The sequence below is a fragment of the Gorillibacterium sp. sgz306347 genome (assembly GCF_059735245.1).
On record NZ_JCAPET010000011.1, the window covers coordinates 93,572 to 114,894 of the forward strand.

Annotated in this window: 22 protein-coding genes and 1 other annotated feature; of the genes, 21 read left to right on the forward strand and 1 reads right to left on the reverse strand. The window is 58.5% G+C overall.

Features of this window, described 5'->3' with window-relative positions; translation table 11 throughout:
• Positions 1-69 precede the first annotated feature (69 nt).
• The 20 genes from AC6I6H_RS08470 (at position 70) to AC6I6H_RS08565 (ending at position 20,147) form a co-directional block, all read left to right on the forward strand.
• Entirely contained in the window at positions 70-312 is a 243-nt protein-coding gene (locus AC6I6H_RS08470) for a DUF4321 domain-containing protein (RefSeq protein ID WP_497953312.1), read from the forward strand.
• 15 nt (positions 313-327) lie between these two features.
• Positions 328-1,017 (forward strand): Maf family protein, encoded by a 690-nt coding sequence (locus tag AC6I6H_RS08475; RefSeq protein ID WP_497953313.1) that lies wholly within the window; start codon positions 328-330, stop codon positions 1,015-1,017.
• Between the two features lie 319 nt (positions 1,018-1,336).
• A complete protein-coding gene (gene radC, locus AC6I6H_RS08480; protein WP_497953314.1) occupies positions 1,337-2,026 on the forward strand; it encodes a RadC family protein in 690 nt (229 codons plus the stop codon).
• Positions 2,027-2,079: 53 nt separating this feature from the next.
• Positions 2,080-3,105 (forward strand): rod shape-determining protein, encoded by a 1,026-nt coding sequence (locus AC6I6H_RS08485; protein ID WP_497953315.1) that lies wholly within the window; start codon positions 2,080-2,082, stop codon positions 3,103-3,105.
• Between the two features lie 14 nt (positions 3,106-3,119).
• Positions 3,120-3,974, forward strand: coding sequence for a rod shape-determining protein MreC (gene mreC, locus AC6I6H_RS08490; protein WP_497953316.1), 855 nt, complete (start codon positions 3,120-3,122; stop codon positions 3,972-3,974).
• Positions 3,975-3,984: 10 nt separating this feature from the next.
• Positions 3,985-4,515: a rod shape-determining protein MreD gene (gene mreD, locus AC6I6H_RS08495; RefSeq protein ID WP_497953317.1), complete on the forward strand. Its 531-nt coding sequence runs from the start codon at positions 3,985-3,987 to the stop codon at positions 4,513-4,515.
• Positions 4,512-5,291 carry a septum site-determining protein MinC gene (gene minC / locus AC6I6H_RS08500; RefSeq protein ID WP_497953318.1) on the forward strand — a complete coding sequence of 260 codons (780 nt, stop codon included), beginning with the start codon at positions 4,512-4,514 and terminating at the stop codon, positions 5,289-5,291. The genes mreD and minC overlap by 4 nt, the downstream gene beginning before the upstream one ends.
• A gap of 4 nt (positions 5,292-5,295) precedes the next feature.
• Positions 5,296-6,093, forward strand: coding sequence for a septum site-determining protein MinD (minD, locus tag AC6I6H_RS08505; RefSeq protein WP_497953319.1), 798 nt, complete (start codon positions 5,296-5,298; stop codon positions 6,091-6,093).
• A gap of 9 nt (positions 6,094-6,102) precedes the next feature.
• Positions 6,103-7,302 (forward strand): FtsW/RodA/SpoVE family cell cycle protein, encoded by a 1,200-nt coding sequence (locus tag AC6I6H_RS08510; protein WP_497953320.1) that lies wholly within the window; start codon positions 6,103-6,105, stop codon positions 7,300-7,302.
• Between the two features lie 654 nt (positions 7,303-7,956).
• Positions 7,957-9,156, forward strand: coding sequence for a CobW family GTP-binding protein (locus AC6I6H_RS08515; RefSeq protein ID WP_497953321.1), 1,200 nt, complete (start codon positions 7,957-7,959; stop codon positions 9,154-9,156).
• Between the two features lie 210 nt (positions 9,157-9,366).
• Positions 9,367-10,764 carry a peptidoglycan DD-metalloendopeptidase family protein gene (locus AC6I6H_RS08520; protein WP_497953322.1) on the forward strand — a complete coding sequence of 466 codons (1,398 nt, stop codon included), beginning with the start codon at positions 9,367-9,369 and terminating at the stop codon, positions 10,762-10,764.
• A complete protein-coding gene (locus AC6I6H_RS08525) occupies positions 10,757-11,629 on the forward strand; it encodes a site-2 protease family protein (RefSeq protein WP_497953323.1) in 873 nt (290 codons plus the stop codon). The genes AC6I6H_RS08520 and AC6I6H_RS08525 overlap by 8 nt, the downstream gene beginning before the upstream one ends.
• Before the next feature lie 34 nt (positions 11,630-11,663).
• The gene (locus AC6I6H_RS08530; protein ID WP_497953324.1) at positions 11,664-12,926 is read left to right on the forward strand and encodes an Rne/Rng family ribonuclease; all 1,263 of its coding nucleotides are present in this window, start codon (positions 11,664-11,666) and stop codon (positions 12,924-12,926) included.
• A gap of 814 nt (positions 12,927-13,740) precedes the next feature.
• Positions 13,741-13,829: a sequence feature (ribosomal protein L21 leader region), on the forward strand.
• A gap of 13 nt (positions 13,830-13,842) precedes the next feature.
• Positions 13,843-14,154, forward strand: coding sequence for a 50S ribosomal protein L21 (rplU, locus tag AC6I6H_RS08535; protein ID WP_497953325.1), 312 nt, complete (start codon positions 13,843-13,845; stop codon positions 14,152-14,154).
• A 6-nt stretch (positions 14,155-14,160) separates the two neighbouring features.
• The gene (locus AC6I6H_RS08540; RefSeq protein ID WP_497953326.1) at positions 14,161-14,511 is read left to right on the forward strand and encodes a ribosomal-processing cysteine protease Prp; all 351 of its coding nucleotides are present in this window, start codon (positions 14,161-14,163) and stop codon (positions 14,509-14,511) included.
• Positions 14,512-14,518: 7 nt separating this feature from the next.
• On the forward strand, positions 14,519-14,830 hold the full coding sequence (rpmA, locus tag AC6I6H_RS08545; RefSeq protein ID WP_497953327.1) for a 50S ribosomal protein L27: 312 nt from the start codon (positions 14,519-14,521) through the stop codon (positions 14,828-14,830).
• Between the two features lie 184 nt (positions 14,831-15,014).
• Positions 15,015-15,737, forward strand: coding sequence for a Spo0B domain-containing protein (locus AC6I6H_RS08550; RefSeq protein WP_497953328.1), 723 nt, complete (start codon positions 15,015-15,017; stop codon positions 15,735-15,737).
• Between the two features lie 9 nt (positions 15,738-15,746).
• Positions 15,747-17,054, forward strand: a complete 1,308-nt coding sequence (gene obgE / locus AC6I6H_RS08555; protein WP_497953329.1) for a GTPase ObgE — start codon at positions 15,747-15,749, stop codon at positions 17,052-17,054.
• A 104-nt stretch (positions 17,055-17,158) separates the two neighbouring features.
• On the forward strand, positions 17,159-18,109 hold the full coding sequence (locus AC6I6H_RS08560; protein WP_497953330.1) for an aromatic acid exporter family protein: 951 nt from the start codon (positions 17,159-17,161) through the stop codon (positions 18,107-18,109).
• Positions 18,110-18,203: 94 nt separating this feature from the next.
• Positions 18,204-20,147: a stalk domain-containing protein gene (locus tag AC6I6H_RS08565; RefSeq protein ID WP_497953331.1), complete on the forward strand. Its 1,944-nt coding sequence runs from the start codon at positions 18,204-18,206 to the stop codon at positions 20,145-20,147.
• Between the two features lie 86 nt (positions 20,148-20,233).
• Here the strand turns inward: AC6I6H_RS08565 and AC6I6H_RS08570 are convergent, their stop codons facing one another.
• The gene (locus AC6I6H_RS08570; RefSeq protein WP_497953332.1) at positions 20,234-20,752 is read right to left on the reverse strand and encodes an NUDIX domain-containing protein; all 519 of its coding nucleotides are present in this window, start codon (positions 20,750-20,752) and stop codon (positions 20,234-20,236) included.
• 100 nt (positions 20,753-20,852) lie between these two features.
• On the opposite strand from AC6I6H_RS08570, the gene AC6I6H_RS08575 reads away from it, so the two are divergent.
• On the forward strand, positions 20,853-21,302 hold the full coding sequence (locus AC6I6H_RS08575; protein WP_497953333.1) for an ACT domain-containing protein: 450 nt from the start codon (positions 20,853-20,855) through the stop codon (positions 21,300-21,302).
• Positions 21,303-21,323 lie beyond the last annotated feature (21 nt).

Here is a 21,323-nt window from a genome sequence, read left to right on the forward strand (position 1 = left end):
ATTATAATGAATGGGACTGCCTTATCGGCTGAAACCTGTTTTTGCATATTTGCGGGACGCGGGGGAACGATGAAAAAAACGAATGCCGTACTGGTGCTTTTTCTTGTTTTGGGCCTGATGACGGGACTTATCCTGACGGAGCTGCTGTCCTCGGTGAGCGGAATCGCGTTTCTCACCAAAGCGGCGCAGATCAACTGGCACCCGCAGGGCGACTTTCATGTGCTGAAATACGACATTAATCTGACGATCCGGTTCAATCTGCTGTGCATTGCCTGCATGGCGGCGGCGTTCTGGATCTACCGCAAAATCTGACCGGGAGGCTTGGGGATGAATGAACCCGACCGCTTGATCCTGGCGTCGTCTTCGCCGCGCCGCCGGGAGCTGGTCCGCTCGCTCGGACTGGCTTACGAAATCCGCGCGAGCGACGCGGATGAAACCACCGCGCCGGGCATGGCCCCGGCCGATATTGTGAGGACGCTTGCCGAACGCAAGGCGGACACGGTCCGCCGGCTGCTGCCGCAAGGGGAAAAGGAGCGAAGCATCGTTCTCGGCGCGGACACGATTGTCGTGCTGGGCGGCGTGGTGCTGGGCAAGCCCGCGGACGAAGAGGACGCGTTCCGGATGCTCAGCCTGCTGCAGGGCCGGACGCACGAAGTGTACAGCGGCGTCGCGCTGCTTTCGGACAGCGGTTCCGCCGCTTCCGTCCCGGATGGGGCCGACGGCGGGGAAACAAGCTTCGGGCGGGGCGCTTTCCGCATCAGCCGGGCCCCCGAAGAAGGCGTCCTGCGGATTGTCGGCTACAGCGTGACCGACGTCAAGTTCCGGCCCCTTTCGCCGTCTCAGATCCGCAGCTATATCGCCAAGGGCGAAAGCATGGACAAGGCGGGAGCTTACGCGATTCAGAACGTAGGCGCCGCGCTCGTCGAACGTATCGACGGGGATTACTTTAATGTAGTCGGCCTTCCGGTGAGCCTACTTGGGGAAATGCTCGAACGGACAGGCAAACGGATTCTGTAGGGCGGAAGCGCCCCTAAAACCGATTCGTTTTCAGGCGGAAGCACCGCCGTCACTCCTTTGCGGGTGGCGGCTTTTTGCGTTTTTCGGCCCGGAAACGGACACGGAAACCGGCGGAGCGGGCCGGCGGAGAAGCGGGGCGGTTTTTTGGCCCGCAGGCAAACCTTTGCGCTCTCTGCTACGTCCCTTAAGTAATGCTTGCTATTTCGCCATTTTTGATGGCTGGAATTGGGTTTTATACGGCTGAAAAATCGTGTTATAATAAGCAGATGTGCGCGTTCTTCTCGAAAAATGGGAACGGCACAGCGGAAAGAAGGTAGTCATGGAGTCCATCCATACGACGCTGCGGGAAGCTCCCGCAGATGAACGGCCGCGCGAAAAGATGCTTGAACGCGGCCCGCATTCCCTGAGCAACGCGGAATTGCTGGCGATCCTCTTGCGCACGGGCACTCCCTCGGAAACGGCGGTGGGGCTGGCGGGAAGAATTTTGCGGCAGGCCGGCTCGCTCAGCGGACTGGTGGAAATGAGCGTGGATCAGCTTACCGAGGTCAAGGGGATCGGCCCGGCCAAAGCGCTGCAAATCCGGGCGGGCATCGAGCTCGGACGGCGTCTGGCGCGTTCGTCGGCTCCCGAGAGGGCGGCGATCCGTTCGCCCCGCGATGCGGCGGAGCTGCTTATGGAAGACATGCGATATCTGCAAAAAGAACATTTTGTCTGCCTGTTTCTTAACACCAAAAATCACGTTGTCGCTCAGGAAACGCTGTCCATCGGCAGCCTTAACGCTTCCATCGTGCATCCGCGGGAAGTGTTTCTCGCCGCGATCAAAAGAAGCAGCGCTTCCATCATCTGCGTACATAACCACCCGAGCGGCGATCCGACGCCGAGTCCCGAGGATATTGAAATTACGGACCGGCTGGCGCGAGCGGGAGAGCTTGTCGGAATCGAAGTGCTGGACCACATCATTGTCGGAGACCGAACATTTGTTAGTTTGAAGGAAAAAGGGTACCTGTAATATAATGAACCTAGCAATCCCGAAGGATTGCGCCAGAAGGGAGTCAATTGTTCATGTTTTCAACCAAAGACCTTGGAATCGATCTGGGTACCGCCAATACCCTCGTATATGCAAAAGGAAAAGGAATTGTCGTGAGGGAGCCGTCCGTTGTGGCCCTCCGCACCGATACAAAAACGATTGAAGCCGTCGGAGAAGCCGCCAAGAAAATGATCGGGCGGACCCCCGGCAACATCCGCGCCGTCCGCCCCATGAAGGACGGCGTTATCGCGGATTTCGAAACCACCGCGATCATGATCAAGTATTTCATCACCCAGGCGCAGAAGCGGGGGATGTTCAGCCGTCTGCCGCACGTGATGGTTTGCGTTCCTTCCGGAATCACCGCCGTCGAGAAGCGGGCCGTGGAGGACGCGACCAAGCAAGCGGGCGCCCGCGAGGCCTATACGATCGAAGAGCCTTTCGCCGCCGCCATCGGCGCCGATCTTCCCGTGTGGGAGCCGACCGGGAGCATGGTTGTCGACATCGGCGGAGGCACGACGGAGGTCGCCGTCATTTCGCTCGGCGGCATCGTCACCAGCAAGTCGATCCGCATCGCCGGCGATGAAATGGACGAGGCGATCACCCAATACATCAAGCGGATGTACAACCTGATGATCGGGGAACGGACCGCCGAGCAGATGAAGATCGAAATCGGCTCCGCTCTTCCGGCCGAGCAGACCGAAACGATGGAAATCCGCGGCCGCGACCTGGTGACCGGTTTGCCCAAGACGATGAGCATTACGTCCGACGAAGTGACGGAAGCGCTGTCGGACACCATCAACGCCATTGTCGAAGCGGTCAAAATCACCCTGGAGAAATGCCCGCCGGAGCTCGCGGCCGACATCATGGACCGCGGCATCGTGCTGACCGGAGGCGGCGGACTTCTGCGCAATCTGGACAAACTGCTGGCCCGCGAAACCGGAATGCCGGTCATGGTGGCCGAAAACCCGCTCGACTGCGTCGCCATCGGAACGGGCCGTGCGCTCGATAACATCCATCTCTTCAAGGCCAGGGCAAACGGTTCCGGAAAATCCAGAAGATAGACGGAGGAACGGCGTTGTTTAAGTTTATAGGGAACAAGAAGATGCTTGTGCTCATGGCGTCGCTGATCCTGTTTGTCGCTCTCTTCGGGATGACCTTGTCGGGGGCGCGGGAGAATGCGACAGCCCCGGAACGTTTCGTCCGGGACACCTTTTCCCGTATCCAGCAGCTGTTCAACCGGCCGGCGTCTTTTGTCGCCGGCGTCGTGGAGGACATCCGCGACATCCGCACGATCTATGCCGAGAACAAGGCGCTGCGGACCACGCTTACCCAATATGCGCGCGATACGATGCGGCTGAACGAGCTGGAGGCGCAAAACGAACGCTTCAAGGACATGCTGGGCTTTACCGAGCGCCAGAAGTCGGCCAACAATTACATTTATCATCCGGCGGAAGTAATCGCGTACAGCTCGGACCCGTACAGCAAAGTCATCACCGTCAACCGGGGGGCGAAGGAAGGCATCAAGCGGGACATGGCGGTCATTTCCGTGGACGGGCTGGTCGGCCGCGTCATGGACGCCTCCGATTATTCCGCTACGGTGCAGCTTCTCACGGAAACGTACGCGCGGGCCGGTACGAAGGACGTATCGGCCACCGTCAAGGGCAAAGAATCGGAAACGTTCGGAATCGTCAGCTATGACGAGGAGCGCCAGATGCTGGTGATGTCCAAAATCAGCCCGAACGACCCCATCGCCGTCAACGACACCGTGATCACGTCGGGGATCGGGGAGGTTTTCCCCCGGGGCATCGTCATCGGAACGGTGGTTTCCACCGAGGTCGACCGGTTCGGACTGAACATCGTCGCGTACGTGAAGCCTGCCGCAGACTTCGTCCATCTCCGGGAAGTCCTGATTGTGGAAGGACAGGAGTAAGGAGGACCCCATGCGGACCAACGCCATCATTTTTTCGTTATTGCTTTTGTTTATGCTCGAAGGCACCTGGATGAACTGGCTGCTTCCCGCCGCCTGGCAGGGGGAAATCATCGTCTCGCCGCATCCCGTCCTGATTTTCATCATTTTTATCGGCGTCTATTGGAACCGGCATGCCGGGCTTCTGTTCGGCTTGTCCTTCGGTCTTCTGCACGACGTGGTTTTCTATGGACCGATGATCGGAACCTTTTGCCTCGGCTATGGCCTGATCGGTTACCTGGCGGGCTTGTTCCCGTTTCGGACGGACCGCAACATCCTGACCACCCTGTTTATCGTGGCGGTCGGCGAATTTTTCTTTGAATGGCTGGTCTACGGCATTTACCGCTTGATGGAGGTCGTGCCGACCGATCCTCAGCGGATTTTTCTAAATCATATCCTTCCCAGTCTTTTGATCAACCTGCTGCTTGCTCTTGTCCTCTACATACCAGCCAGAAAACTCCTTCAGCGGGTCCATGTTAAGCTGACGCCGGAGGAGCAGGAATGAGCGGGGAACGGCGGCAAACAGGTCTCGGCAAACCGGAAGGGGGAGGAGGCGCTCTTGCGGTGACCAAGCATCACGTAACGATAAAAGGCGTCAAAGAAGGGCTTGTGTTTCTGCTGGACGACGCATGCACCTATACCGACCTGATCGGCGAGCTGAAGCACAAGCTGGCCAACACGCACGAGAAATTCCTGGCGGGACCGCCCGTGCAGGTTCAGGTCAAGCTCGGCAAACGAACCGTCAACGAGGCGGAAAAGGCAGAGCTGCTGGCGGTTATCGGCAGCCGGGAAAACCTGCTTGTGCGCGCGGTCGAATCCGATCCGCCGGAGCTTCTCCGGCCGGACGAGACGTTGAACCGTCTTCAGGTCATGCACGGCATTGTCCGTTCCGGGCAAACCGTTGAGCACGACGGGAATCTGATGCTGTTCGGGGATGTGAACCCCGGCGGCACGATCAGCGCTTCCGGCGATTTGTATATTATGGGCTCCCTGCGGGGCCTGGCCCATGCGGGCAAGGACGGCGACGAAAGCGCGATTATCGCCGCATCCCATCTTTGCCCGACGCAGCTCCGCATAGCGGGCGTCATCAGCCGGCCTCCCGATGAATGGGGAATCGAGAAGGAGGCCTACATGGAATTTGCCTGGATCCGTGAAGGCGCAATGGTGATCGACAAGATCAACCGTCTGGGCCGCATCCGGCCCGATGCCGAAAACGTGCTGGTCGGGTCAGGCGGGAACCGCAGCGGACAGGAGCGGGAAAGTTTAAATACGGGGGAGTGAGCATATGGGAGAGGCGATTGTCGTTACTTCTGGCAAAGGCGGCGTCGGCAAAACGACCACCTCGGCCAATCTGGGCACAGCGTTGGCGCTGCAGGGCAAAAAGGTCTGTATGGTCGACACGGACATCGGGCTGCGCAATCTGGATGTCGTCATGGGGCTGGAAAACCGGATCATTTACGATCTGGTCGATGTGGTGGAAGGCCGCTGCCGGGTGCAGCAGGCTTTGATCAAGGACAAGCGGTTTGACGAGCTGTACCTGCTCCCGGCCGCCCAAACCAAAGACAAAAACGCCGTTTCCCCCGAAAGCGTCCGGGAGATCATCCTGGAGCTGAAAAAGGATTTCGACTACATCGTCATCGACTGTCCCGCCGGGATCGAGCAGGGCTTCCGCAACGCCGTGGCCGGGGCCGACAAAGCCATTGTCGTGACAACGCCGGAGAACGCGGCTGTGCGGGACGCCGACCGGATCATCGGCCTTCTCGAGAAGGAGCGCCAGGTCGATTCGCCCAAGCTGATCGTCAACCGGATTCGGCCGACGATGGTCAAGAAAGGCGAAATGCTCGACATCGACGAAATTTGCCAGGTGCTCGCCATCGATCTCCTTGGCATCGTGCCGGACGACGAACACGTTATCAAGGCGGCCAACAGCGGAGAACCGACGGTGATGAATCCGACCTCGAAGGCGGCCATCGCTTACCGCAACATCGCCCGCCGCATTCTGGGCGACACGGTGCCGCTGATGTCGATGAACGAGAAGCCGGGAATGTTCACCAAAGTGAAAAAGTTTTTCGGAATCGGGTAGGACCGCGCCATGCCATTTTTGAACAAATTCAAGAAACTGGACTGGACGATTCTCTTTCTGCTCGCTCTGCTGATGCTGATCAGCTATTTTATCGTGGGCAGCGCAACCGGTCGAAACCCGGAACTGCAGGGATACGCCAAGCGGCATATGATCTTTTTTACCATGGGTTTTGTCGGCATGATTTTCGTTTCGCTGATCAACTATCGTTTTCTTGTGAAATGGGCGTGGATCGGCTACGGGTTCGGGATTGCGCTTCTGGTCGGCTTGTATGTCCTTCCGCCTAGCATTTCGGATATTCGGGGCGGTGCGCGGGGCTGGTATTTGCTTGGGCCGCTTACTTTTCAGCCGGCGGAATTAATCAAGTTTTTGCTGATCCTCGCCATTACCTGGTACCTGGTCCGCAAAAAGGGCGAGCCGCTCGAATTCTGGCGCGATGTCGTGCCGATCGGCCTGATCTGCGGTCTGCCGTTTGTCATCGTGGCGATGCTGCCCGATCTGGGCAACGCCATGATCCTGATCGTCATCCTGATCGGCATGTACTGGATCGGCAATATCCGGCTGAAGCATGTATTGATCGGAATCGCCGCCATCGGGCTTGTCGTGGGCGGTTTTATCTATTCGTTTATCAACTTTCACCCTCAGGTGAGCGGGTTTATAGACGACTTGGGGGGCCCGCACTGGGTTGAGCGAATTGATACCTTTCTCGGTATCGGAGACGAATCGGACTCCTCCGGGAAAAACTATCAGCTGGAGCAGTCCATGCGGGCGATCGCGACCGGAGGTCTGACGGGAGAAGGTTATAAGCAGGGACCGCTTGTGCAAGGCGGAAGCGTTCCGGTTATCTATTCCGACACGATTTTCGTCGTGGTAGCCGAGGAATTTGGCTTTGTCGGGGCGGCCGCCCTGCTGATGCTGTTTTTCTTCCTGATCTACAAGATGATTGTAATCGCCATGGAGAGTGAAGACCGGGGCGGAGGCTATTTGATTATCGGGATCGTCTCCCTCTACGTGTTCCAAATCTTCCAGAACGTCGCGATGCTGATGAACCTGATGCCCATCACCGGAATCACCCTTCCATTTATCAGTTATGGCGGGACCTCCTTGTTAATCAACATGGTATCGATGGGTCTTGTCATGAGCGTGGCCATTCACGGCAGCGAGGTTACGGAAGAGGACGAAGTTACGAAAGCGCGGGCAGAACTGGTTTGACAGCCCGTAATAAAATTTGACAGGCAAACGGAGCGGATTGTAACCGCTCCGTTTGTGCTAGTGTGCTAGGTCCCTCCCCGCTGGGGGGGCCGTTTTTCGCTTTTGGGCGGGGGACAGGCTTGGCTGGAGCGCGTGCGGGGGAGGGAAGCGTGGAGGGCGGATTGGCTAACGGTTGCCACGGAGCTTATTGGGGCAAAAAAGGGCATTTGAAAATTCTAACGGTTGCCACGGAGCTTATTTGGGGGTTTTACGCTGATCAAGGTTCTTTTTAAGGCAAATAAGCTCTCTGGCAACCGTTAGAAATCGAAAGGTGTCTTTTTGGAGCAAATAAGCTCTGTGGCAACCGTTAGAGTTCTGTTTGCTGTGAAGGCGGGTTTATGATGGTTTTGTCTGGATAGGTTTGGTTACCTGTTGCAGAAATCATTCGGATTCGGGAATGCGTTTTAGCTGATTTTAGCGTCAGAAGCAGACCGTGCGCGGACGAGTTCAACTTAATGGACAGCCAGCGGGATGCCATATTCAGCGTTACGGGCAGACACGCGCGGGGCAGTTTAACTGAAGGGCGATAAGGCAGCGCGGTTGTCGCTTGTTTTTGCGCGGATGGTGTGGTTAAATTATCTTAATCGTAATCATTACATAAAAGGAGTGGCCCATATGAATACGAAGCCGGTGCCGATTTTTGTGTTGTCCGGGTTTCTCGGCAGCGGGAAAACGACGCTGCTCTCCCATATGCTCAATGAAATGAAACGTGTAAGCCTTACGCCGGTCGTCATCATGAACGAAATCGGGGAAGTAAGCCTGGACGGGGCGATCGTTCAGGAGGAAGTGCCGATGGCCGAAATCATGGACGGCTGCATTTGCTGCAGCGTACGCGGCGAGTTGTCGGTTTCCATCAAGCAGATGATCGAGCAGCATTCCCCGGACGCGGTTATCGTGGAGGCGACCGGACTCGCCAACCCGATCGACATTGTCGAGGCCGTAACGGATACGTCCATGGTGATGCAGGCAGAGCTGAGATCGGTGATTACCGTCGTTGACGCTCACCACATTTACAACATGCTGGGGGGCAAGGACGGCACGCTGCGGAAAGGCTCAAAGCCGACGCGCATGCTGATGGAGGATCAAATCCGTGTCGCCGGCTGCCTTGTTGTCAACAAAACCGACTTGCTGGCTCCGGATGAACTGGACTTTTTGATCGGCCGTCTGCGGGAATGGAACCCCCGGGGGCTTTTGATTCCGACCACCTATTCGCAGGTTGACATGAACATGCTGCTGGAGCTCGGGGAGCAAACCGCCACAGAACGGGAAACGGAGAAGACGGAGCGGAAGCGGTCGGACGGCGCCGAAAAAGAAAGCGGTAAAGAAAGCGTCAAGGAAGTTAGTGCTGAAAACGAATGTGCTGAAAATGGAAGCGCAAAAGGGTCGGCCGCTGATGCCGCCCACATAGGCGCCGCCGCTTCTCGGGAAGAAGCGGCGCCTACGGGCTCCGAGTCTTTTAGCCACGACCACGTGACCGTCTACACTCATTATTTTGAACGTCCCGTAAATCGGGAACGGTTCGAGCGGCTGGTTTCTTCCTTGCCCGAGGAAGTGTACCGGGCCAAAGGGATGATCACATTTGATAACAAGCCGGACGAGCGTTCCTTGTTCCAGTATGCCTACAAGAAAATCGCCTTGATGCCGGTCCAGCCGTCCCGTTCCATCCCCGATGTGCTTGTGTTGATGGGTGAAGGCATATCCCGCGCCCAGGTTCGTACTTTGCTGCTGCAGCTGGAAGACCAGGCCCCGGCCGTTGCGCGGCCGGCTGGGAAATCGGCTGTTGTCCGAAAAAAACGGGAGGAAGCGGGCGAGTAACCGCCGGAACGATTCCATCAAGAGTAAGCCAATAAAGAAAATGAACCCCCTCCGCAGGCCGGCCTAAAAAGGTTGGCATGCGGAGGTTTTTGCTTCCCGGCCGCAATCGCCTCTTCGCGCCTTGTGCCTTGCGGATAGAGCGGTTTCGGTCATGCTCCCGGGACGGGCCTCATATGATGTAGAAACAAGCCTGGTTCCGGAGGGAAGCATATGGAAAGCAAAGAAAACGTCCGCCGCAGACGGCAGGACCGGATTAAAGCGATCGCGGAAGGAAAGCACCGGCCCGCGGCGGAACATTCGACCGAGCAGGAAACCGCACGGCCGGAACGGGGGAGCGCGGAACCGGAAGCCTTCTGGCGGACATGGGGCAGGCCGGATCAGGCGAACGGCCGGGATGAACGGTGGCCGGACCTGGAGTCCGGCGGAAATTTACGGGGATCGGAACCGGAGCTCCACCGTAATGTACAGCCACCGGAACCGGGGCTTCGCCGGGATGAACGGGCACGGGAAGAGGGATTTCGCCGGGATGAACGGGCACGGGAAGAGGGATTTCGCCGGGATGAACGGGCACGGGAAGAGGGACTTCGCCGGGATGAACGGGCACGGGAAGAGGGATTTCGCCGGGATGAACGGGCACGGGAAGAGGGATTTCGCCGGGATGTACGGGCACGGGAACCGGATTCCCGCCGGGAGGACCGTTCCGGGCAGTCTCCGGCTTGGCCCCCGCCGCCCGCGGGGACCGGACAACCGCCGGTTTGGCCGGACCCGCCTTTGTCTCCGGAACAGGATGCGGGCCCTCTGGAGCGGCTTCGGCGTGAGGAGGGCTTTGCCCTTTTCGGAAACGACCGTCCGCCCGGCCGCGACCCCGAGCAGGTCTGGAAGGAGAAGGAACGGCTGCTGTTTGAGGGGCCGCTCTTTGGAGGACTGACCGAAGGAAGGGGGGACGGAGGGAGGAGGGACGGGGACAAACCCGGCACCCGTTTCGGAGGCAGGACCTCGCGCCTGCTCCGCCGGCAGGCTGCGGCCAGTCTCCTTTTATTCGCGGCCGTTTGGGGTGTCCTTCGTGCGGACTGGCCTGTGCTTGGTCCCGCCCGGGAAGCTGTCGTCACGGTAATGAGCGCCGAATGGGACTCCGCTTCGCTTTCATCCTGGTATGAGGAGCGGTTTGGCGAGCTGCCATCCTTCCTCCCCGCCTTCCGCCACAAGCAGCCCCCGGCCGCCGAGGAAGCGGCGGGCAAACGGCTCGCGTCCCTGTCCCCGCCCGCCGGACGGGCTGCTGTTACGGCGGCATTTTCCCCGGAGCAGCCCTGGGTCGAGCTGCAGACCGCCGTCGGCACAGCGGTGGAAGCCGTTGACACGGGGATGGTTACCTTTGCCGGCGAGCGGGAGGATTCCGGTTATACGGTTACGATCCGCCATGCGAGCGGGATCGAATCCTCGTATGCTTTGCTCCAGCCGGACCGCCTTCGCGAAGGCGATTGGGTGCAAACGGGTGAAACCGTCGGCCGGGCGCGCCGCAGCGAAACGACGGGGAAGGGGCTCTTTCGCTTTTGGCTGACGGTGGACGGGCAGGCCGTCGATCCGTCGGAGTGGATCGCTTTTGATTAAATGCTTCGGGACGGTCTACCGGCTGCATCCGCTGTTTGTGTGCCTGCTGCTGCTGTCCGCTCTGACCGGCTACATCGTCGAACTGCTGACGCTGTTCGGCATCGTCCTGATCCATGAGCTTGGGCATGTAGCTGCGGCGCGCAGCTTTGGCTGGCGCGTCCCGGAGGTCAAGCTGCTGCCGTTCGGGGGAGTCGCCATTACCGATGAGGGAGAGGGAGTTCCCGCCCTTCAGGAGCTGGCGGTCGCTCTGGCGGGGCCTTTGCAGAACGCCCTCATGGCCGGCTTTGCGCTCCTCATGCGGCAGCTTGGCGCGGATGCCGAATGGTGGACGTACTTTATGGAGGCGAATCTGCTGATCGGCGGCTTCAACCTTCTTCCGATTCACCCGCTCGACGGGGGCCGCATGCTGCTTTGCCTGCTCGGCCTCCGGCTCAGCTACCACCGGACCCTGCTGCTATGCGCGCGCCTCAGCCTGGGATTCAGCCTGGCGCTTGCGTCCGCTTCGCTCCTTCCGGCTTTTGCCGGCGGCGTTCACCTCAACCTGGCGGCGGTGGGGCTTTTTCTGGCGGCGACGAATTACTACGCCCTGAAAAACCTGCCCTACCGGTTTTTGCGCTTTCTGGCCGGCCGTCTTGCCGCGGCGGATCGCATTCTCGCGCATGGAGCGCCCGTCCGCCGGCTGCTGGTGCCAGCCGGACGCACGCTCGACGAAACCGCCCGGCAGTTCATGCGCGACCGGTATCATCTGATTTGCGTCTGCACGGCACGCGGCCAGGTGGGCGCAATGGTGCCGGAGCAGGCGTTTATCGGTGCCTTTTTCAGCGGGGAAAAAACGGGCCGTGCGGTTTCGGAGGTCTTCCTGTAGAATAAGCAGGAGAACGATTTGCCGAGGTGAAAGCATGAAGAAAATCGTTGTGGAATGGGAAAAAGGCTGGAGCCGGGTCGCCCTGCTCGAGGACGGACGGCTTGCGGAATTTTACCTGGAGGGCCCGGAGGAAAACGAGCGGGCCGGCAACGTATACAAAGGCCGGGTGGTCAACGTCCTGCCGGGGATGGAGGCCGCCTTTGTCGATATCGGGCAGGGACGGAATGCGTTTTTGTACCGGGACGAGCTGCTGCCGCCCCACGCGGAAGACCCGCAGACGCCCAAGCCGCGCATCGGCGATCTGGTGCGGGTGGGCCAGGAGCTCTTGGTGCAGGTGAAAAAAGAAGCGCAAGGCGGCAAAGGCGCGCGGGTGACCGCCCGCTTTTCGCTTCCCGGCCGCTGGCTGGTTTATATGCCGGGCGCCAACTATACGGCCATTTCCCGGAAAATTGAGGGGACGGCGGAACGGCAGCGGCTGAAGGCCTTCGGCGAGCGGGTGCGGGGCGAGGCGGACGGCCTCATTCTGCGTACGGCGGCGGGGGGACACAGCGAGGAAACGCTGGAGCGGGAGTGGACCCTGCTGAAGGATCTTTGGACGGCCGCCTTGGTCAAATCGGCGGATCTGCCCGCTCCTTGTCTGATTTATCGCGACCTCGATCTGATTCCCCGGCTGGTGCGCGATTTGTTTACGGACCGCATCGACGAAATGGTGATCGACGACGAGGCGCTGGGCGAGCATATCGTTTCGCTCCTGAACGGCATGGCCCCCGAGCTCACCGCGAAGGTCAAGGTGCACCGCGGCCCGGGTTCGCTTTTCGACGAATACGGAGTGCGCAAGCAGCTGGAGGTAGCGCTGCGCCGCAAAATTCCGTTGGCAAGCGGCGGGCATCTGATCGTGGACCGGACCGAGGCCATGACGGTCATTGACGTCAACACGGGAGGCTATACGGGGGAAGCGGACCTGGAGGAGACGGTGTTCCGGACCAATCTGGAAGCGGCCGAGGAAGTGGTGCGTCTGCTCCGCTTGCGGGACACCGGCGGCATCATCCTGGTCGATTTCATCGACATGCGGCTGGAGGAAAACCGCCAGGCTGTCCGCGACCGGCTGGAGGCGTGCGCGGCCGAGGACCGGACAAAGCTGCAGCTGATCGGCTGGACGAAGCTGGGGCTGTTCGAAATGACCCGGACCAAACGTCGGCAGATGCTGGAGAGCCGGTTTTACGAAACCTGTCCCGCCTGCGGCGGCACCGGCCGGCTTATGGCGAGCGGGCTGGGTGATATGAAACGAATGTTTTAGAGGCGGCGCCCAAGCTGGGGATATACAAGCAAATGTGTTCAAGGACGACGCCGGATACTGGGAGATAGGAAGCGGATGTTTAAGGGCGACGCCGGATGCTGGGAGATAGGAAGCGGATGTTTTAAGGGCGACGCCAGATGCTGGGAGATAGGAAGCGAATGTTTTGAGGACGACGCCGGATGCTGGGAGATAGGAAGCGGATGTTTTAAGGGCGACGCCAAATGCTGGGAGATAGGAAGCGAATGTTTTGAGGACGACGCCGGATGCTGGGAGATAGGAAGCGGATGTTTTAAGGGCGACGCCAAATGCTGGGAGATAGGAGGCGAATGTTTTGAGGACGACGCCGGATGCTGGGAGATAGGAAGCGATGTTTTAAAAACGATACCTAAGCTGCTCAGATGCCGGGATAGGAACGCCGCGCTTTACCCGGCTTCTCCTTCTCTCGTCTCACTTTTGCCGGATGCGATGTGCAGCCGATACCGGATAAAAGGATGAATAATGCAAATGTGCATGATTTTCTTGAACGAAGGGGGCCAATCAAGCGGAAATGCTGCGATAATGCAGCATTAAGAGCCTGTAAGCCGCAATTACGTGGGAAACCGCCAATAATCCTGCATAATCGCAGCATTTTCGGAAAGAGTGCTCTTCCAGTCGAGGAAATCCTGCACTTTTGCAGGATTATAGACAGAGACAAATGGGGAAGGGGCTAGGGAGGGTCGTATTTGTTGCAATGGAACAAAAAGGTGTTTAAAAAATACTAAAAAAGATTGCTATTGCTTGCCCAGTTGTGATATCATAGATCAGTGTGTTGCAAAACATGCCCCAACCGCTCAAACCGGGTCGAAGAGCACGGCCGTTTTACCGGCTGCGCCACCTTGGGTACTGGCGAGTCTTAGACATGAGGAGGTGCAACAAAATGTACGCAATCATTGAAACCGGCGGCAAGCAGTACAAGGTGCAAGAGGGCGATGTTCTCTTCATCGAGAAGCTGACCGCAGGCGAAGGCGAAGAAGTAACCTTCGACCGCGTTCTCGCCGTTTCCGGCGATGCGGGTTTGACGATCGGCGCTCCGCTCGTATCGGGCGCATCCGTTTCGGCGAAAGTCGAGAAGCAGGGCAAAGGCAAGAAGATCACGATCTTCAAATACAAAGCGAAGAAGAACTACCGCCGCAAGCAAGGCCATCGTCAGCCCTACACCAAAGTTGTGATCGGCAAGATCCAGGCGTAAGGCTGTATGATCCAGGTATCCATTGAGCGCGACAGAACGGACGGCGCTATCCTCTCGTTTCGGGTAGAAGGACACGCGCATTATGCGGACCCGGGCGAAGATATCGTTTGTGCCGGAGTCTCGGCGGTGACGGTGGGCACGGTCAATGCGATCGAGAAGCTGACCGGAACCGTACCGGAGAGCCGGATGAAGAACGGCTTTCTGAGCGCGAGGCTGCCGGACGACCTCGACCCTGCGAAGAGGGAACACGTCCAGTTGCTGCTTGAATCCATGGCGGTCATGCTGCAGTCGATTGAAGAGTCCTACGGAGATTATATAGCAGTCCGGTTTCAAACCAATAACGCAAGAAGGAGGTAGACTACACATGTTGAAACTGAATCTTCAGCTGTTTGCTTCGAAGAAGGGCGTAGGTTCCACGAAGAACGGCCGTGACAGCCACGCGAAACGCCTTGGCGCAAAACGCGCGGACGGCCAGACGGTAACCGCAGGAAGCATCCTGTACCGCCAGCGCGGCACCAAAATCCACCCGGGCACGAACGTGGGCATCGGTTCCGATGACACGCTGTACGCCAAAGTGGAAGGCGTCGTCAAATTCGAACGCTGGGGTCGCGACCGCAAGAAAGTGAGCGTCTACCCGGCAGTTGCAGCTCCGGTTGCAGCTTCCGTAGAACGTTAATCCACCCCACGTGAAGCATGCGCCCCGGCTCATCCGAGCCGGGGCTTTTTTGCGGGATTCGCCGGCTCCGCTTGCCCGAATCGTCCGGCATCCGCGTTCCTCGCCCTTTTGGGGCGTTTCGGGCTGTGGTATACTTTGGGAGCGGGGCCGCGCTGTGCGGCGCCCGAACGGGAGAGGGTACGCGATGGGGAAAGGGAAAGCCGTCCGCCTGTGGCCGGCCGTTTGCTTTGCGGGAGCGCTGCTTGCGGCGGCGCTTGTTCCGAATGTGGCGCTCCGGCTGGCGTTTGCCGCTCTGGCTGCCGGCTGCGGGTACGCATGGACCCGGGTTCGGGTGACGGAAACGGAACGCGAGGGCGAAGACCGTCTGCTGCGGATTTTGTCCGTGTACCGGCATGACTGGATGAACAACATCCAGGTTCTGCTGGGCTATATCCAGATGGGCAAACGGGATAGGCTGGAAGAATACGTGGGCAGAATAAACGCAAAGGTGCAGCAGGAAAGCAGCCTGGCGAAGCTGGGCGCCCCTTCCCTGACGGCCTACTATTATGCGTTTCGGGCGGCCAACCGTCCGCTTCTGCTGGATTTCGACATCGAGGGCGACGTCCGGCTTGACCGGCTGCCGGCGCGCGGCGAACGTGCGGTGGCGCTGATTCGCGACGTGACGGAGTGGTTTGCCTCCCGGGAGTCGCCGGATGCGGAAGAAACCGGTACCCTCAGCCTGGCGCTGGACGAAGAGGAAGACGGCATTCTACTGGATTTTGTATATACGGGAAGCATTGCCCCGGAAACCGGACCCGAGCTGGACAAGCTTCTGGCGGGATACGCCGGGGAACGGCTGAAGACGGAACAGCACTGGAACGAAGGGAGCGCGGAGATTGCCGTCCGGCTGCCCTTCCAAGCGAAATGAGGTGGCGGCATGTTTGTCGATAAAGCGAAGATTTTTGTAAAAGGCGGCGACGGGGGCGACGGAGTCGTGGCCTTCCGCCGGGAAAAATACGTGCCGGAGGGCGGACCGGCCGGCGGCGACGGCGGCCGGGGCGGCGACGTGATTTTCCGCGTCGACGAGGGGCTGCGGACGCTGATGGATTTCCGTTACCAGCGGCACTTCAAAGCCGACCGCGGCGTCAAGGGTCGGAACAAAAGCATGCACGGCGCCAACGCCGAGCACATGGTCGTCCGCGTTCCCCCGGGAACGATTGTCGTCGACGACGATACGAAGGAAGTGATCGCCGACCTGACGCGGGCCGGACAGGAAGTCGTGGTCGCCAAGGGCGGACGGGGCGGACGGGGCAATACCCGGTTCGTGACGGCATCCAACACCGCGCCGGAAATCGCCGAGAAAGGCGAGGAAGGTCAGGAGCGGTGGGTCGTGCTGGAGCTGAAGGTGATGGCCGATATCGGGCTCGTCGGGTTTCCGAGCGTCGGCAAATCGACGCTGCTGTCGGTCGTTTCGGCCGCCCAGCCGAAGATTGCGGCGTATCCGTTCACCACGCTCACGCCGAACCTCGGCGTGGTTGACGTTGGCGACGGCCGGAGCTTCGTGATGGCCGACCTGCCGGGCCTTATCGAGGGCGCACATGCCGGCGTCGGCCTCGGCCATGAATTTTTACGGCACGTCGAGCGGACGCGCGTCATCATTCACGTGATCGACATGGCGGCTACGGACGGCCGCGATCCTTTCGACGACTGGGTGAAGATCAACGACGAGCTGAAGCTCTACAACGCGAAGCTGGAGGAGCGCCCGCAGATTATCGCCGCGAACAAAATGGACGTGCCCGAAGCGGAGCAGAACCTGGCCGAGTTCCGGACCAAGCTGGCGGAAGCCGGCCGCGGCGAGCTGGAGATTTTCCCGATCGCGGCGGCGGCGCAGATGGGCATCCGCGAGCTGCTTTACCGGGCGGCGGATATTCTGGACGCCATTCCCGACCAGCCGGCGGTCGAAGAAGTCGCCGAAGAGGAAGAGCGCAAGGTATACCGGTTCGGCAAGGAAGAAGACCCGGACGATATCGTCATCACCCGGGAAAACGACACCTTTATCGTCCAGAGCCCGAGCATCGAGCGGATGCTGAAGCGGATGCAGCTCAACTCCCAGGACGCGCTGCTGCGGTTCGACCGCATCATGCGGAAACGGGGCGTCAACGCCGAGCTGCGCAAGCGCGGCGCGAAGGACGGCCATTATGTAAGGATCGGCGATTTTGAATTCGAGTTCGTCGAGCACGAGTAAGGACAAACAAGCGATGATTTCGGCCGGAGGCGGACTCCCCTGAAACCATCGCTTGTTTGCAACATGCACTTTTTCCATATTTTCCACGACAGCAGGTGACTCCGGTGAAGATTGGCTTCCGCACGCTCAAAACCGCCTTCGGCGTGAGCCTGTCGGTTTTTTTTGCGCAGTTTCTGCAGCTTCAGTACTACAGCTCCTCCGGGATTTTGACGCTGCTCTGCATCCAGAAATCCCGCAAGCAATCGCTTCGCGCGGCCATGAGCCGCTTTTTCGCATGTCTGATCAGCCTGGCCTTGTCCAGCGTATTGTTTGAAACGATCGGTTATCATGCGCTCACGTTTTTTGTTTTGCTGCTCTTGTTTATCCCGATTTGCGTGAGGCTGAAAATCCAGGAGGGGCTCGCCAGCAGCTCCGTTATCGTCATGCACGTTTACATGCATCATCAGCTGGAATGGGCCTTTTTTCTGAACGAGTTTCTGGTCATCACCATCGGCCTCGGCACCGCGCTTCTCATCAACTGGTACATGCCGAGCATCGACGGCGAGCTGGACCGGTACAAGCGGGAGTGCGACCGGCTGATCGCCGCCATTTTGAAGGAATACGCCTCGTACTTGCAGGAAGGCAAAACAAGCTGGGACGGGCGGGAGCTACTGGAGCTGTCCGATGTGCTGAAAAAAGCGCAGGGAACGGCGCAGCTGGATCACGAAAACAAGCCATGGCGCAAGGAAACCTCCTATTACCGGCATTTTCAGCTCAAAAAGCGGCAGGCCGAAATCCTGGAGCATCTGCTGCCTTTTATCTCGGCCGTTACCGGGAAGCTGGAGCAGAGCGTGCGCATCGGCGATTTTGTGGCGCAGCTCAGCGAAAGGGTCGGAGAACCGGAGGAGGTGGTCGGCTTGCGGGACAAGCTGAAGGAAATCCGCGATTACCACAAAAGCCTGCCGCTTCCCGATTCGCGCGTCGAATTCGAAAACCGGGCCAATCTCTTTGTGGTCGCCAACGAATTGGAGCGGCTGATCCGGACCTTCGACAAGGATGCCGCCGAACGGTTGTAAACTGTGGAAAATAACGGTATACAGGTCGGTTGTCCTCCCGTATAATGGTTTCGTTGTCTCAAAAAATGGAATCGTTACTAACGGGGGATGAACCATGAAAAGAATCGTTGCCGGAGCGCTGGCCATCGGATTGGCGCTGGGCACCTGGGGGCCGCATGCACCGAAGGCGGAGGCCGCGAAGCAGCCGGAAATTGTTCAGTTATTTGGTGACAATGGCATGCTGCTGAGCGACGGAACACTGTGGAATGACAAAACGCCGTTTTGGCACGACGGAGCGAATGGACTGGAAAAGCTGGATTACCCTGGACTGGCGGCGTTTTCTCCGGAGAGCTCAATGGGCTTCACGGAGGATGGAAGCTGGTTTTCTCTCGACAAAGGGACGGTAAAACCAATTCCTGGCGTTACGGGTATTAAGCAGATTGCCGGGTCCTACGCACTCGATGCCCAAGGAACCTTGTGGCACTACGAAAACGGAAAAGCCATAAAAGCTTCTACGAACTCCATTGCCCTTATCGGCGGGGAAGAGTATTTGGCTGCGATTGATGTGAACGGGGAGATTTACCATGGAAATGTAAACGGGCAGACGCGAAATCCGGTCAGCATTGCCATGGTGGATGCCCTGGAAGATGAATTGGCCTATTTGGATCGTAGCGGAAAAGTGGTTTACTACGATTACCTGTTTAAGGACACCTCTTCGCAGGCGGACGAGAAACCGACGCTTCCTAGAGAATTGGTGGCGGACGGCGCCCACATCGGTTTTACCGCCTCCCAGGTATTGCTTATTACCCGCAAGGACGGAACCGTATGGAGATGGCTACTCGGTCGCCTGGATCAAATCACCGGACTGACTGGCGTGGTAAAAACCGCAAACGAGCAAGACTCCGATACTTTCGACGTTTACAAAACGGATGGAAACTGGTATCGCTTCGAAAACGGGAAATTGACTAAAATCGAGGTGCCCGCAGTGAAAAATCTTGGGTTTACTTTGGCAAATCTGAAGCCCAAGGTCGGAGACAGCATCAAGGCGGACGTGTCCGTGACTTACACAAATGGAGGCAGGCTCGTCATTCCGCTCAAAGATGCGCAGGTGACGGTGGATAAACCTCATTTGCTTAAGCCGCAGGATAACGGAACCGTCAAGGTCCTTGGCGTAGGCGATGCGAAAATTACCGTAACCGAAGGCGGCGTGAGCAAAACGCTGACTGTCACAGCCAGCCTCGGCCATAATATTCAGAATGGCGTTCAGGTTAAAGGAACGACCTTTGTGCCGCTGAAGCCCGTTGTAGCCGCATTAGGAGGAACAACCGCTTATACAGCTGCGACAAAAACATTCCAGGTTCGCATTGGGAAGACATCCATTGAAATAGTAAAAGGGAGCAAAAATGCCAAGGTGAACGGCAAAACGGTCGCCATGCCGGCAATTCCGGGCACGCAGAACAACGAGACGGTTGTACCCGCGTCGCTTTTTGCGAAGGCGATGGGCATCGGGCTTAAGTGGAACGATAAATGGAAGGCTCTTGAGATGAAGGTCGGCTCCAGCATGATCACCGTCATGACGCCTGACACCGCCGAAGTGCTCAAGAAAGCCCATCTTGGCAACTTGACCAAGCTGATCGGACGAACGTATTGGGTAAACTACTACAGCGGCCTGGAGCGCTTTTCCAAGGTGAAGGTGCATGATATCTTGCCCAACTACGAAGGGGAGTTCCGAATTGTTTTTGAGACGTCCCCAGGGAAATACGGTTATTCCTACGAAATTTCGGCCCGCGAAGTTGTCTCCACGCTGACCAGCACCGATATATTCTTTACGACCGATCCGCGAAAAAAATACAACTGGTCCAACGCCATTTGGGAAAAGCTCAAAAAATCCATCGTCAGCATCGGAATGACAAAAGAGCAGGTGCTTATATCCTGGGGACCCCCCGAGAACCGAAGCAGCTCGGCTGTCGCAGGGAAACTAATCGAAGTATGGGGCTATGACGGATTCCAGTATGTTGTCTTTACAGACGGCAAGGTTACTGATATTTATAATTATTAGCCAATCGACCAGCAAAAAGAACCTTCTCCGCTTCGATTCGGACGCTTATGGCTCCGCCTGCGGAAAAGGTTCTTTTTCTTGCAAAATTACAGCACCTGCGGATCAAGCAGCGGAAGCCAATGGACCGTCGGCTGGCCGCTTCCGTCCTGCACCGTCCAGCCGGCCGTTCCGATCCACGGATGCGGGGCGGGCCCGAACTGAAACAGATGCGCGAGAAGCGAACGGTACACAAATGGGATGTCCCGGTCCTCCCGCAGCACCTCGCTTCGGGGAATCCAGTGCAGGGTCCCCTCCCGGGTGTCGACGAAGTCGCGGCGAGTCGTTTCGGCGGTGTAGAAAAACTGCTGCCGCAGCTCGTCGCCCTTCAGCCGCAGCAGCACGTAGCTCAGCTTGAGCCCTGTCAGATCATCGGGACGAAACCCGGTTTCTTCGCGGATTTCCCGTAGGCAAGCCGCTTCCGGGACGGTCATTTCCGCCGGCTCGAAATGGCCGCCGACCGCCGCCCACGAGCCGGGATGCAGCGCCCGGTCGGGGGAGCGCTTCATCATCAGCAAATCGTCCCCGTTGAACAGTATGCCGACCGCCATCATGCGAAGGTTTACCAATGCCAAAGCCTCCTGGAAAAAAGATTGCCGTCCTGGGGAGGATCGGCTATAATGTCCACTATACATAAACACGCGTCTACAGGGGGAGGACTCTCGCGCGTTGAAGCAAGAAGCGAACGAACGCTATTATGTCGTCAAGGAAGACATCCTGCCCGAAGCTTTGCTAAAGACGATTCAAGTGAAGGATTTGCTCGCCCGGGGCCAAGCCAAAACGGTTCACGAAGCGGTGGACCGGGTCGGATTGAGCCGCAGCGCTTTTTACAAATACAAGGACGGCATTCATCCGCTCAGCCGGCTTGACCGGGAACGCATCGTCACCGTATCGCTTACCCTCGATCACCGCCCCGGCATCCTTTCGCGCGTGCTTGGCACGCTTGCCGAAAGCGGCGCCAGCGTGCTGACGATCCACCAGTCGCTCCCTTTGCAGGAAATGGCCAACGTGGTGCTCACGGCGGACGTATCCAAGCTGGGGACCGGCCTCGCGGAGCTGCTCCGGCGGGTGGACGAAATCGACGGCGTGAACGGCGTTTCCGTAATCGGCCGGGGATAGCGGGGGCCGTACTTGTATTTT

Excerpts from the sequence above, each read along its gene's own strand:
- AC6I6H_RS08470 (WP_497953312.1), top strand. The coding sequence starts at position 70 with ATGAAAAAAACGAATGCCGTACTGGTGCTTTTTCTTGTTTTGGGCCTG.
- AC6I6H_RS08475 (WP_497953313.1), top strand. The coding sequence starts at position 328 with ATGAATGAACCCGACCGCTTGATCCTGGCGTCGTCTTCGCCGCGCCGC.
- radC (WP_497953314.1), top strand. The coding sequence starts at position 1,337 with ATGGAGTCCATCCATACGACGCTGCGGGAAGCTCCCGCAGATGAACGG.
- AC6I6H_RS08485 (WP_497953315.1), top strand. The coding sequence starts at position 2,080 with ATGTTTTCAACCAAAGACCTTGGAATCGATCTGGGTACCGCCAATACC.
- mreD (WP_497953317.1), top strand. The coding sequence starts at position 3,985 with ATGCGGACCAACGCCATCATTTTTTCGTTATTGCTTTTGTTTATGCTC.
- minC (WP_497953318.1), top strand. The coding sequence starts at position 4,512 with ATGAGCGGGGAACGGCGGCAAACAGGTCTCGGCAAACCGGAAGGGGGA.
- minD (WP_497953319.1), top strand. The coding sequence starts at position 5,296 with ATGGGAGAGGCGATTGTCGTTACTTCTGGCAAAGGCGGCGTCGGCAAA.
- AC6I6H_RS08510 (WP_497953320.1), top strand. The coding sequence starts at position 6,103 with ATGCCATTTTTGAACAAATTCAAGAAACTGGACTGGACGATTCTCTTT.
- AC6I6H_RS08515 (WP_497953321.1), top strand. The coding sequence starts at position 7,957 with ATGAATACGAAGCCGGTGCCGATTTTTGTGTTGTCCGGGTTTCTCGGC.
- AC6I6H_RS08520 (WP_497953322.1), top strand. The coding sequence starts at position 9,367 with ATGGAAAGCAAAGAAAACGTCCGCCGCAGACGGCAGGACCGGATTAAA.
- AC6I6H_RS08530 (WP_497953324.1), top strand. The coding sequence starts at position 11,664 with ATGAAGAAAATCGTTGTGGAATGGGAAAAAGGCTGGAGCCGGGTCGCC.
- rplU (WP_497953325.1), top strand. The coding sequence starts at position 13,843 with ATGTACGCAATCATTGAAACCGGCGGCAAGCAGTACAAGGTGCAAGAG.
- AC6I6H_RS08540 (WP_497953326.1), top strand. The coding sequence starts at position 14,161 with ATGATCCAGGTATCCATTGAGCGCGACAGAACGGACGGCGCTATCCTC.
- rpmA (WP_497953327.1), top strand. The coding sequence starts at position 14,519 with ATGTTGAAACTGAATCTTCAGCTGTTTGCTTCGAAGAAGGGCGTAGGT.
- AC6I6H_RS08550 (WP_497953328.1), top strand. The coding sequence starts at position 15,015 with ATGGGGAAAGGGAAAGCCGTCCGCCTGTGGCCGGCCGTTTGCTTTGCG.
- obgE (WP_497953329.1), top strand. The coding sequence starts at position 15,747 with ATGTTTGTCGATAAAGCGAAGATTTTTGTAAAAGGCGGCGACGGGGGC.
- AC6I6H_RS08565 (WP_497953331.1), top strand. The coding sequence starts at position 18,204 with ATGAAAAGAATCGTTGCCGGAGCGCTGGCCATCGGATTGGCGCTGGGC.